Genomic DNA, 12,010 nt, shown 5'->3' on the forward strand with positions numbered 1-12,010 from the left:
AGTTTTGCGGGACAACCAAATGGGAACGGCTGCGCGAGTTTGTGCCTGACGATCGCGAGGGTAACCGCAAACTTCATAGTGACGAGCGATTGCGTCTCCACGCCTTGCGTGGTTGGCGCGATCTGCCGGAAAAGTTCGGTTCCCGTGGGCTTCGTCAAACTCGCCAGCATCATGCTATGGATCAAATGATTAATTCGTCACCAACTTAATACCGCAGCGGTGAAATGCTGACGCATCATGCCCTGGAAATGTGCAATCACCGCATCAGCCTAACCAAAGTTCGATGAGCCGGGCTCATTGAACTTCGATATCAGGCCGCAAGGCATGCCAAATATGTCTGCATTGGCTGCAGGGTGTCGCAGGCAGGTTTCTGGAAGAGATAGCCGAAATATCCATCCTCTCCAGTTGGCGCTGTGCTATCCAACAATTGGTCTGGTTCCACGATCGGAAGAAGTATGCAGGGTTCGATGGGCTTGAAAAGCTCAGGCAAACAATAGGTCACAAAAGCGCCATACCAAGCGAATTCATAGGGGCTAAAAGCGAGCAGGCCACAAAAATTGGTGTAGCCGAAATCTGCAGCACGTTTTTCGAGAGCCAGACAAATATTCGAATCGAATATACCATTGCACCCGATATAATGATATTTAAGCTCGTCAAGCTGCGATGTGAAATGTTCATCAATAGCATCAAATGCCACACCGGCTGAAACAAGGTTACCATTTAACCAGCATTGCTCGCCCGTATCGATAAAGTGTTGATTTATTTCTTGTCTATTCAATGGACGCGCCGTCGTGCACAAAATCCCCTCACGAAACATAGCCGCGCTAAAGTCGAACGGCTTCGTGAAGAACTGAGCAGAATCGCACGTCAAGTAATGACGTGACAAGCCCAACTTGGAAAAAGCCAATTTGACAACCTGCTGTACATGCCAACCGTCAAAATGGGCAGGTGGAATATTTCCAGTTTTCTCCAAAACCCAATCTTCATACAGGATTATGGGGAGTTTTTCGATAAATCCAACGATATAAGCACTATCAAAAAGTTTTGCGAATAATTCCTGATCATGCCTTGGTATAACAAGGTAGAAGGGGACATAAGGCTTAACAAAAGAAAGGTAAGATCCAAATAATATGACAGACCAATGGGCGTCATTGGCATAGCTCTTGTTCAAGAGGGCATAGTCTCGATCGGCGTCCCGTTCCGCGATCCGGACCCCTTGGAAGCTCAGCCGCGTATCTTCGGCAACCTTCAGGCGGATCTCAAGGTCACTGACGTCCTGCGGTATATGCAGAGAGAAAATCGTGATGAGGCCATGTCCAGCCTGTGTCTTTATGTCAGTTTTCACAAACTGGTGCAGGCCGGCATTGCTGACGACGTCCACAACCACACCCGCTCCCGCTTGCTCCACCTCGCCCAGGACGGCCACGGTGTAGATGCCGGCTTTAATGGCACGATAGGGGCCGCAAACCAGAAAGCCGGATGTGCCAGTCGTTTGTATCGATTGCTGACCTCGTTGGCCGTTCAGGATGAAGCTTTGGTAGTCATCTACGGTCAAGTGAATGGTGTCACCGGGAGAACTGTCCCCTGCTGGGTCCGGCATTATCATCTCCAGAAAAGCCCCGCCCTTGGGAGCACGCATTTTGGCTGCCATGCCGAAAAAATGACGAATTTACAACCAGACATTCCTGCTCTGCCAACTCCACAGAAAGCGCGAGGCACCTCTACGACCCAATTTTGAAATTCAAGATGCAATAATGGGCCGAAGATACGCCCTTTGACGGATATCGGGAAAGGAAGGGACGCGAAGCTGGGGATATGTTGGCCATGACCCCTTGCAGGCTGCGCGGCCCACACATGGTGGGATAGGTCCCTGAACTACTGTTGAGATTGTTGCGCTCTATAACCATCGGCCCTGTCAGTTTGTCCACGTTCAACGCCAGCATCGCACCGCGCACGACATTACCTGTGACGCTGCCTCCAAAGGCCGGCGCATCGTACCAGGGCGCGGACCCGATCATGATTCCGAAGCCGCATCGCCGTTCCGGCCCGCAGTCGATCCTATTGCCGGTCACACGGGTGCCGGTGTAGTCGCCGCTCGTCGCCTTGGGCCAAGCTTGCAACATCAGTTCGGCAAAGGATCCGCCACCTGCCCTAGCGCTGTGGCTGAACCGGTTGTTGCTTACGGTGCAGTTGATGCAGCCTCCGAAGATCAGTTGGACATCGGTATTGTCGTGGAAGCGGTTGTCCGTCACCTGAAACCCGTTGCCGGAATGAATGGTCAGGCCATCAGCCCATCTCGACTGAATATTGTGCGTGCCGTTGCTGCTGAAGAGGTTGTTGCTGATTAAGGCATCGTGGCCGCCGCCATATTCCAGCGCGGTATAGCAGCCCATGTTGCGGAAAATGAACCGAGTGATCGAATTTTCACTGCCGTTGATCCTCAATCCACCCGCCAAAGCTCTTTCCTTGTCGGATGAACAGCGTCTGGCGGTAAGGGCTGGATCGCTCAGCCTTGCCCCCTCGAATATCAGTCGATCAAGCCGCACGTTGCTGCTGTTGATGTCGAATGGCATGACCGCCCCAGCCCCACCGTCAGGGCGAATGGAGAAGTGGAGAACCGCACATCGCTTCTCGTCCGCAAAGCAGGGTGGAGCGGCATCGCCTGAATCCTGGGTTCGCAATATGACGGGACGCGTGATCCGAACCGGTGTCGCGATCAGATACTGGCCCGGCGGCAGGGCAATGGTTCCCACCGCAGGCGTTTGGTCCAGGCAGGCCCTGAAGGCCGGTCCTGCGTCCTTTTGCGAACCGGCAAAAGCTTGAATGCTGGCACACGGGCCGCGATCTGCAGGTTCTGTAGATGCAGTCCGAGCGCTACCAGAGGCAAGAAGCGCTGGCAGAAGCAGTGCGGCTCCGATAATCGCCAATTGGACACGGCAATAAGTCAACTTTCCAGACTTGCGGGATAGCGAGCGCTGGGGCAGGAGACGATGAGGCACGATGTTACCTTTTGGTTTCTGCATGGAGCATGACATGCTGTCGAAAATATTGAGTACGGGTCAGAAAGTGAATTATCGTCGTAAAGGTAATCAATGTCGTGCGGCACGGGATTGGGCCGGTGCGGTCAATGCCTACACAAAACATCTTGCCGAAAATAACGCCGATCAGCAAATATGGGTTCAACTGGGCCATGCCTGGAAAGAGCAGGGACAACTGGAGGAAGCTGCCAACGCTTATCAGACCGCGGTCAATCTGGACATAGATGACGCAGATGCGAACATTCATCTCGCAGACATTCTGCGCCGCTTGGACCGGGGTGGGGAGGCGCTTGCCGCCTATGAGCGGGTGAACGCCGTCGCGCCCAATGCCGAAGCTATCCGCAATATCCGGTTGCTGCGCCAGGACAGCAAGGCGACCAGCGCGCTGGAACTCGGCGAAGGAACGGTCTTTTTCGCGATCCAGGATCTATTCGGCTATCTCAAGGCGCATGTGACTATGTCCGGCATTCAGCGCGTCCAAGCCGGCATCGCGCTGCACGCCATTCAGGATGCGGCTGTTGATGTTCGTTTCATCCTTGGCAATGCGGTCGAAAGCACACTGCCGCCCGGCGAGTTCTGGATGGTCGACAATGCGCAGGTTCTACGGATCATCAAATATGCATCGGGCAAACAGGTGGATCACGATACCCTGCGCGCGCTGGTGATGACGTGCGAGGATGCGGCCGAACGCGTGCTGCCGCTGCAGGGAAGTACGATCATCCTGCTGGGAGCTTTCTGGGGTCTTGGCAACAGCGTCGGAGATTTCATCCGTTCCAAGCGAAACGGTGTCCGGATTGGTGCCTACGTATATGATATCATTCCGGTAACACATCCGGAATTCTGCGATGAAGCGCTAGTTACTGATTTTTCGATGGCGATTTGCGAACTATGCGCGGTTGCCGATTTCATACTGACCATTTCCGATGCCTCGCGGCAAGCTCTGGGCGAATTTATCACGAAGAATGGCGGTCGCCAGATTCCGATGATGACGGTGCCGTTAGCGCATCATCTCACGCGTACGGCCGACGATGAAGTAGAATGGCCCGAGCAGTTGCGACGCGTGAAGGGCAAGCGCTACGTCGCTTATGTTTCGACTATAGAAGGCCGCAAAAATCATCTTTATGTGGTCAATGTCTGGCGGCGGCTGATGGCCGAAGGAATCGATGTTCCCGATCTGGTTTTCGTCGGACGGCATGGATGGAAGATCGGCGCGTTGACGGATGTGCTCAACGCTACCCATAATCTTGATGGTCGGCTGCACATCGCACACAATTTGTCGGACGGCGAACTGAATGCGGTTTATGAGAACTGTGAGTTTTCGGTTTTCACCAGTTTCGTCGAGGGCTGGGGATTGCCGGTAGGCGAAAGTCTATACCACGGCCGCCCCTGCATCGCGTCGGATACTTCGTCTATCCCGGAAGTGGGTGGCGCCCTTGTGGATTATGTCGATCCTTTCAACATCACACAGGGAATAGACATTTTCCGTCGGATGATCACCGATAAGGCGTATCGGGATGGCCGCACAAAGATGATTCAGGATAATTTCGCGCCTAGGACATGGCATGATGTCGGCGCGGACTTCATGGAAAAAGTCAAAATATATCAGAATATTGAAATCACGCCATTCAAGTCGAACCTTGCCGAAGGAAGCTCGCTTTCCTTCAAGGTTATTGCCGGAAGCACTGTCGATACCGGAAGATATTTTCATCTCCCCAAGCGAATATTGATAGATTCTTCATTTCTTTACGCTCCGGAAGATCATGGCATCTGGTTGCGGGGGCCAAAGCCATCCTTCAGCATACCAACCGATATGGCTCCGGGCTCATCCGTGCTGGTATATCTGCAACTTTCCACGGCACCGGGCTCTGCCGATTGTACGCTGACCTTGTTCGATGCCGTTGCAAGTGAAGAAATGAAGTCAATCAGGATGTGGGACGTCAGCCATGGTCAGGTCATCAGGCTCATGGCCAAGGTTGATGACGAGGGGACTATCCAGCTCAAGATGGATGTAAAAGGATCCTATCCAAGATATGAGAATGACCGACGTGACTTTGTCGTAGGTCTGCGCGCTGTCGGCTATGCAAAACCGGAAAATCTTGCGGCGCGCCAGGAGCTTTACGAAGCCATGAGCTTGGTGGATCTGGCATCCTGACGCATCGAAGACTCCGGTCGAGGCGTAGATGCGTGACAATGGACCGGAATATACCGGTCTGCATCGATGGACGGTTGTTGAACGATGGAGGGGCCGGTACGGGGGTGGCACAATATGCCCGAACCCTGGTATCGGCCCTGCGCTTGGCGGGCAGGCCGCCGATGATCCTTGATGACGGGGGATCGAACGCTCGCCGGTCAGACCATAGCAAGCGCATGGTAGCGCTGCGTCCGTGGCCCCGCAAAGCGGTAGCGAACGCGAAAGGATATTGGGCACGCGATATCTTTCGCGAAGCGCATGTGTTTTTTAGCCTCTACAAAAAGCCGATGCCCATTGACTTACCGGGCCAGCCTGGCGTCATGCACTGGACCTATCCGCTGCCGATGCGGATACGTGGCTGGCGCAACATCTATACCGTCCATGACGTGATGCCGCTTGATCCCGGCGTGCCGACCCCTGTCAACGGTCTTCGATTGCGAACCATATTGGACATGCTGCGGGCTGATGGGGGTGATTTTGTGACGGTATCGGAAGCCGCACATGCGCAGATTACGGCCGCGATGGGTTGGCCAAAGGACGAAGTGATACCCTGTCATCAGGGTGTCGATGTCGCAGGAGTGGAGCAAGGCACGCTTCCTTCCGGCCTTAAGTCTGGCGGCTATCTCCTCTATATCGGCGCCGTCGAGGCTCGCAAAAACCTGACAGGTCTTCTGGAAGCCTATCGTTTCAGCGGGTTGAGAACACCGCTCGTAATTTCCGGGCCTGACGGCTTGGATGCGACGTATATTGATGCCCTTATTCAGGCAACTCCCGGCGCAATGCGACTGGGCCTCCAGGCACGTGATACGGTTCTTCAGCTGATTGCAAATGCAAGAGCTCTGATCCTCGTATCATTGGCCGAAGGTTTTGGAGTGCCCGTCGTCGAAGCAATGGCATTGGGCACGCCTGTTCTTTCTTCCAATGTCCCGGCACTGGCGGAAATTGGCGCGGGAGCGACGCTGCAGGTCGATCCGCTTGATCCCGCGCAGCTGCGCGACGGACTGATCGCTATCGATAGTCATCTTTCATTGCGTGATGAGCTTATTGCGCGCGGACTTCAAAGATCCCGATATTTTGAATTGGAGCCCTATGCACAGCGGCTTTTGAAACTGTATGGGATGGCATGACTGATACGGTATCGGCGGCTATGCGCATTGGCGTTGATGGCTATAACCTGGCGTTGCCGCAGGGAACGGGTGTCGCAACCTATGGGCGTAACTTGGCAGGGGCTATTGCGGAACTGGGATATCCCGTCGATTTGCTGTTTGGAGTTAACATTCCCCGCAAGGTGAATGACGATCTGCGGGAATCTCTGTTTTTCGGCCAATTGGGAGCCGATCCGCCCCATGGCCTTAGCATGCGCCGACGGATGCGCCGCTGGCGTGTGCATCCCTTTGCTCATGATATGATCGAAATTCCTGTCACAGGCCGCACAGTGGCATCGGAAGGCGGTCACCGGCTGCCGCCATTTGACCGTCTCTTCAACCGGGCAGAGCTCTACGATGTGTGCGCTCGGCACTTTCGCCGGTACAGCAAATTTATGACGGTCCGAATGCCCGATCCACCCGCGATCATGCACTGGACCTATCCGCTGCCGATCCGGTTGGCAGGCGCCCGCAACATCTACACCCTGCATGACCTGGTTCCGCTGCGTTTGCCGCGCGCCAGCCTTGAAGACAAGCGCTACTATGACAGGCTGGTGCGGGCTTGTGTCGCGCAGGCAGACCATATTGTTACCGTATCGGAAAAGTCGCGCGCTGACATCATTGATCTGATGCAGGCCGATCCTGAAAGGATCACCAACTGTTACCAGGCTAGCGACATGTCTGCGCTGCGCGATCCCGGATCGTTGCCCAATCGCCTGCACCAGCTTTTCGACCTGGAGATGAAAGAATATTTCCTGTTCTTTGGCGCGATCGAACCCAAGAAGAATCTGGGGCGCGTGATCCAGGCGTATCTGGAATCGAATGTCGATACGCCGTTCGTGATCGTAGGAGCCGAGGCCTGGCATGCCGATCGCGAACTGAAGCTGCTGGGCAATGCCCATGGCCGCAAATTGCCCGGAGTCGATCGTATCCGCCGCATCGACTATGTGCCGCGAACCCTGCTGACGGATCTTGTGCACGGGGCGAAGGCCTGTCTGTTTCCGGCGCTGTATGAAGGGTTTGGTTTGCCCGCCCTGGAAGCTCTGGCTGCCGGCGTTCCGCTTCTGTCTAGCACAACTGGGGCTCTGCCCGAGGTGACGGGCGAGGCGGCTTTAGCAGTAGATCCTTATGACATCGACGCCATAGCGCATGGCATCAGACGCTTGGACATCGATGATGCCCTGCGTATCCGGCTTGCGGCCGAGGGGCTAGTCCAAGCAGACAAGTTTTCCCTTTCCACCTACGCCGGACGAATTCGCCAACTTTACCATGGGATCGCCAGACGCTAGGCGCATGGAAAGAAGCAACCTGAAATGAAACTGCCCTGTCGCAGCATTGGAGTAATGTCATGTACGTAAAGTGCCGGGGGCTGTTCATTCGCCCGCACCTGATTCTGCTGGCTGCGACGGCATTAAGTGGCTGCGCAACATTGCCTCGCAATGGGCCGACCGGCAGCCAGATTGAGCGAAGCGCTAAGCAGAACACGATCGGCTTCCAGATCGTCGATATCAATCCTAGCAACATCGGCGCATTGTCGGCGATGTCTAACTCCTCCGGGTCGCTTGCTGCACTTGCTGCAGGTGGAGAGGTCGATCAGATCGGTCCAGGGGATGTGCTTTCCATCGAAATTTATGAAGTAGGTGTTACGCTATTTGGTGGCCGAGCGACCATCGGTACTGCCAATGTGTCCTCCGACGGCGATGCTGGTATCTCTGCTCAGAACGAGACACTCGGCGGCAGTGGCGTCATTGTGGATCGAGACGGGAATATCTCGCTGCCCTATGCTGGTACCATTCCAGTAACAGGGCTGACGACGACGGAGGTCCAGGATCGGATCGTAGCGAGATTGCGAGATAAATCGCAAAGTCCGCAGGTTATAGTGTCTCTGCGCCGGAACAGCGCTAATACGGTGGTTATCATGGGGGATATCGCCAGTCCGGGGCGCCTCCCATTGACGTTGGTACGAGAACGTTTGCTCGATGCGATTGCCGAAAAGGGCGGAATTAGCCGCACCGTGCAAACAGGCTCTTCGACAGCGACCGGGACTGGCGCTCAAGATGTCGTCGTTCGCTTTACCCGGCGTGGTCATGTCGCCGAGCAATCGCTCGACAGCATCGCAGCCGGTTCGCCCGACGATCTCGTACTTTTGGGGGGGGACCGGATTGAATTGATCCGTCAGCCTAGAACCTTCACCGTCTTTGGAGCGCTTGACCGGATATCTCAGATCCCGTTTGAAAGCCGCACTTTGACTCTTGCCGAAGCACTAGCGCGCGCTGGCGGCCCCAATGATGGACGTGCGGATCCGAAATCGGTGTTCGTTTTCCGGTTAGTACCAGCAGGCGGGCTTGAAGGAGGACAGCAGGCCCCGCAGACTCCGGTCGCCTATCGGATCAACATGATGCAGGCGCAGAATTACTTTTTGGCACAGCGTTTCGTGATGCGGGACAAAGACATGATTTACATCGGCAATGCGTCGGCGAATCAGCCTCTTAAGGTCATCCAGGCTTTTGGGCAGCTATTCTCTCCAGTGGTCGCAGTACAAAACGCGACGCGATAGAAGAAAGAAAAAGGCCCGGCAGATTTGTTGCCGGGCCTTTTTATTCATGCGGCGTGTTCTTTAACACCTGCGACGAGCAGCCAACCGACACCATATACAAGCACCAAAGCGAGGAAAGCTGTGATCACAGTTTTAGTGCGCTCTGGATATAGTGCTTTCACGGGCATGTTTGCATCGACTACTGGAACGACAAACAATTGCTGTCGACGGGCATCGTCCTGCGCCCGCTGCAGTGACGCTGATGCCAGCTCCAGTTGCTTGCCGGCCATTTCCTGTCGGACCTTGATACCTTCATAGGCGCCTAACCCCGACGCGACGTTCCCGGGTCCATTAGAGAGTTTGGACGTTTCAGCGGCCACCTGACGGGACAAGGCTGCAACGCGGTGGCGAAGCGCCACGAGTTGCGGGCTGTTAGCACTGACCACAGATGCCACGGACGCTTCTTGAGCGCGCGCGACGGCAAGTTGCCCCTGAAGCTCGGACACGAGATCCGTTCGCGATGCGCCGGTGATCTGAGGATTGAAATCTCTCTCGTTCCGGCGGAACTGGGTAATCTGCTGCTGCACTTGCGACAGATTAGCTTCAGCTTCCTTGACGCGCCGCTCAGACATCAGGATTGCGTTAGCATAATTGCGCTGATTGAGCGTGTTGACCCGATCTTCGCTGAGCTTCAGCAATTCCTGGATGATGCGATAAGCATCATCAGGGCGGAAGCCCCGAACCTTCAAGGTCGTAACACCGGTTTCGGTGCTTACGTCGACGTCGACCTTGCCCTTGAAATATTTCTCAAGCTGCTCTGGAGTGGGGTTGGCGAACCAAAGACGCGAGATCAGATCGGCTTCGGGCCGACGGAAGCGCTGGCTTAGACCGATCCGAGACTCCAGGGCGTCTACCGCATCATGCGATTCCAGATAATCTGCAACCAACATAGCGTCACGCTCAGAAGAAGCTCCGCCAACCATCGTCAAGGCTTGGCTCAAGCCGCTTGGTGCCGGAGCGGTTGTTTCCGATGTCCGGACAACGAAATGGGCCTCGGATTGATACTGATTGGCCGCTATTAGATAATAATATATCGCTACTAGAGCGGTTGGAAGCAGCACAATCAGACACCAGTTGCGATGCTTGCGCAGCCACCCGATCAGCCGAGACTGAACCGTTGGGGATGAGTGATCCAAAATTTACACCTTATTGAAGATGGATGCGACGCCGGGTCGCTTTGATAGATGCAAGCCCGCCATATGTCAGCAACAGGCAACAACCAGCGATATAAGGTATATCGACGTAGGTGTCTTTCGCTGTGTGAAACTGGCCATATCTTAAAAGTTCAAATATGGTTGTAAGTGGAAACCAAGTAAGCCACTCTTTGTAGGGCTGAGGAATCCATGAAAGCTGATAGAATGCACCAGATATTGGCATCAAGACATACGTTATTGGGTGAACAAATCTTGCGACCAACTTATTGTCATGCGTCGACGCGCATATCAAAAGAGATATAGAAAAAGAAAACCAGAATAATAATATTATGCCTATTAGAAGATAATATAATCTTGCTGGAAAATCAGCGATGCCGAAGGCTATTGTCAGTCCAATTAATGCTGTAAAGGACATTAATGTGCCGACGGCTTCGAGTAGGCCGCGTGCCAGCATCATGTCGAAAATGGTCACACGCCGATGGTAAAGAAGCGGCATATTTGATTCCAAAGCACCGTCCGCACGCGTCACCATGCCGCGAAACATGATGAAGAGTGTGTAACCGAGAATGGCGAATGGAACAGGGTGAATACCGCTATGAGGCAAACCATGGCCCATATGCAGCAAGGCGACGGCGCTTGCGAGGCTGAGAGGCTCCAGAAACACCCATAGATAGCCGATATTCTCGCGGCCATATCGAGTATGCAACTCGCGCATCAACAGCGCGCCGATAACATCTCCTTGGACCTTCAGGCCGCGCCAGAAGCCGCGATCACCCATGGATCCGGAAGTGTCTGAAATCATGTTCATGAGGGGCTTCTAACGTGATTTGGAGACCGATAGAACAGAAATTTAGCATGGTGGCGCCGCGCCGTGGGGGCAGCGGCGCAGCGGTTGATACGCTTTAAAATACTCATGCCAACGTTCTTACATTGTCGCTTTATCACCCGCGTTGCCTTATGGGCGAGCATATGAAGCACATTCCCTATTTTTCGAACGTTGCTGCCCGCTTCCGTCATGGATCTGCAAATGATGGGGGTATCAGGCTATTTCACCTCAACCATCTTCTCACTCAGCCCCGGCAACGTAACGAAGCGGTGATCCGCCAGCTGTGCTCCAATGCCTATCTCGGTGGAAATCGGTCCTTATGCCGGGTGTTGGGACGCTACAAAATGGTTGTTGATACCACCGATGTTGGACTGTCCAGTCACCTGCTTCTGGACGGTTATTGGGAAATGTGGATCACCGAATTGCTCGCGGCAGTGGTGAAGCCGGGCATGAAGGTTGTCGATGTCGGGGCCAATCTAGGCTATTTTACACTGCTTCTGGCCGATTTGGTCGGATCTGCAGGTGAGGTGCACGCCTTTGAGCCTAATACCGATCTGGCGCGCCGGATGACGCAGAGCTTAGCGATTAACGGGTTCGATGCAATCGCCAAGGTGCATGAGCAAGCGTTGGCGGATGTTGAAGCAGACGTATTGCTGGTTGTGCCGACCGATGAACCCAAAAATGCCCACCTGCTGCCTGCGGATCATCCGGTGTCCAATGACCAGGCAACGGAAACTCGCCTGATGCGAACCCGCAGACTTGACAGTTATGAAGAGCTGCATGATGCGGATATCATCAAGATCGATGCCGACACATCTGAAATGGCGATCTGGAACGGTATGTCCGGTATATTGGAGCGGAGGCGCTCCCTTACCATCGTCCTTGAATTTGCGCGGATTCGTTATGATAATCCGGGTGGATTTATCGATCAGATCCTAGCCGACGGGTTCACTATTTCTGTCATTTCGTTGGAAGGTGGCATTCAACCTATCAGTCGGGAGGCAATCCTTGCGGCTCCCCCGACAGAGGATGTGATGCTGTTACTGGTACGCTAAATCCA

9 protein-coding genes are annotated in these 12,010 nt (G+C 54.4%); 5 read left to right on the forward strand and 4 right to left on the reverse strand.

Features of this window, described 5'->3' with window-relative positions; all coding sequences use genetic code 11:
- Nucleotides 1–310: 310 nt before the first annotated feature.
- Nucleotides 311–1,639 (reverse strand): DUF6492 family protein, encoded by a 1,329-nt coding sequence (locus tag JQK15_RS08785; RefSeq protein ID WP_214864963.1) that lies wholly within the window; start codon nucleotides 1,637–1,639, stop codon nucleotides 311–313.
- Nucleotides 1,640–1,721: 82 nt separating this feature from the next.
- Nucleotides 1,722–2,573, reverse strand: a complete 852-nt coding sequence (locus tag JQK15_RS08790) for a right-handed parallel beta-helix repeat-containing protein (RefSeq protein WP_214864965.1) — start codon at nucleotides 2,571–2,573, stop codon at nucleotides 1,722–1,724.
- Nucleotides 2,574–3,033: 460 nt separating this feature from the next.
- Between JQK15_RS08790 and JQK15_RS08795 the strand changes: the two genes are divergently transcribed.
- The 4 genes from JQK15_RS08795 (at nucleotide 3,034) to JQK15_RS08810 (ending at nucleotide 8,931) form a co-directional block, all read left to right on the forward strand.
- Nucleotides 3,034–5,190 carry a glycosyltransferase gene (locus JQK15_RS08795; RefSeq protein WP_214864967.1) on the forward strand — a complete coding sequence of 719 codons (2,157 nt, stop codon included), beginning with the start codon at nucleotides 3,034–3,036 and terminating at the stop codon, nucleotides 5,188–5,190.
- Between the two features lie 215 nt (nucleotides 5,191–5,405).
- The gene (locus tag JQK15_RS08800) at nucleotides 5,406–6,356 is read left to right on the forward strand and encodes a glycosyltransferase family 4 protein (RefSeq protein ID WP_214864969.1); all 951 of its coding nucleotides are present in this window, start codon (nucleotides 5,406–5,408) and stop codon (nucleotides 6,354–6,356) included.
- A complete protein-coding gene (locus JQK15_RS08805; RefSeq protein WP_251007658.1) occupies nucleotides 6,353–7,663 on the forward strand; it encodes a glycosyltransferase family 4 protein in 1,311 nt (436 codons plus the stop codon). Before JQK15_RS08800 ends, JQK15_RS08805 begins: the two co-directional genes overlap by 4 nt.
- A 59-nt stretch (nucleotides 7,664–7,722) precedes the next feature.
- Nucleotides 7,723–8,931 carry a polysaccharide biosynthesis/export family protein gene (locus JQK15_RS08810; RefSeq protein ID WP_214864971.1) on the forward strand — a complete coding sequence of 403 codons (1,209 nt, stop codon included), beginning with the start codon at nucleotides 7,723–7,725 and terminating at the stop codon, nucleotides 8,929–8,931.
- Between the two features lie 44 nt (nucleotides 8,932–8,975).
- Here JQK15_RS08810 and JQK15_RS08815 read toward each other — a convergent pair whose 3' ends face one another.
- Nucleotides 8,976–9,899: a KpsE/RkpR family capsule polysaccharide export protein gene (locus JQK15_RS08815; protein WP_214864973.1), complete on the reverse strand. Its 924-nt coding sequence runs from the start codon at nucleotides 9,897–9,899 to the stop codon at nucleotides 8,976–8,978.
- A gap of 217 nt (nucleotides 9,900–10,116) precedes the next feature.
- On the reverse strand, nucleotides 10,117–10,932 hold the full coding sequence (locus JQK15_RS08820; RefSeq protein WP_251007659.1) for an ABC transporter permease: 816 nt from the start codon (nucleotides 10,930–10,932) through the stop codon (nucleotides 10,117–10,119).
- A 161-nt stretch (nucleotides 10,933–11,093) separates the two neighbouring features.
- Here JQK15_RS08820 and JQK15_RS08825 point away from each other — a divergent pair, with 161 nt between their 5' ends.
- Nucleotides 11,094–12,005: an FkbM family methyltransferase gene (locus JQK15_RS08825; protein WP_214864975.1), complete on the forward strand. Its 912-nt coding sequence runs from the start codon at nucleotides 11,094–11,096 to the stop codon at nucleotides 12,003–12,005.
- Nucleotides 12,006–12,010 lie beyond the last annotated feature (5 nt).

Source organism: Sphingobium sp. BHU LFT2, assembly GCF_018604485.1.
Lineage (GTDB): Bacteria > Pseudomonadota > Alphaproteobacteria > Sphingomonadales > Sphingomonadaceae > Sphingobium > Sphingobium yanoikuyae_A.

What these genes read in the sequence shown, in the direction of transcription:
- JQK15_RS08785 (WP_214864963.1), bottom strand. Translation starts at nt 1,639, where the DNA reads ATGCGTGCTCCCAAGGGCGGGGCTTTTCTGGAGATGATAATGCCGGAC.
- JQK15_RS08820 (WP_251007659.1), bottom strand. Translation starts at nt 10,932, where the DNA reads ATGAACATGATTTCAGACACTTCCGGATCCATGGGTGATCGCGGCTTC.
- JQK15_RS08805 (WP_251007658.1), top strand. Translation starts at nt 6,353, where the DNA reads ATGACTGATACGGTATCGGCGGCTATGCGCATTGGCGTTGATGGCTAT.
- JQK15_RS08795 (WP_214864967.1), top strand. Translation starts at nt 3,034, where the DNA reads ATGCTGTCGAAAATATTGAGTACGGGTCAGAAAGTGAATTATCGTCGT.
- JQK15_RS08825 (WP_214864975.1), top strand. Translation starts at nt 11,094, where the DNA reads ATGAAGCACATTCCCTATTTTTCGAACGTTGCTGCCCGCTTCCGTCAT.
- JQK15_RS08800 (WP_214864969.1), top strand. Translation starts at nt 5,406, where the DNA reads ATGGTAGCGCTGCGTCCGTGGCCCCGCAAAGCGGTAGCGAACGCGAAA.
- JQK15_RS08810 (WP_214864971.1), top strand. Translation starts at nt 7,723, where the DNA reads ATGTACGTAAAGTGCCGGGGGCTGTTCATTCGCCCGCACCTGATTCTG.
- JQK15_RS08790 (WP_214864965.1), bottom strand. Translation starts at nt 2,573, where the DNA reads ATGCCATTCGACATCAACAGCAGCAACGTGCGGCTTGATCGACTGATA.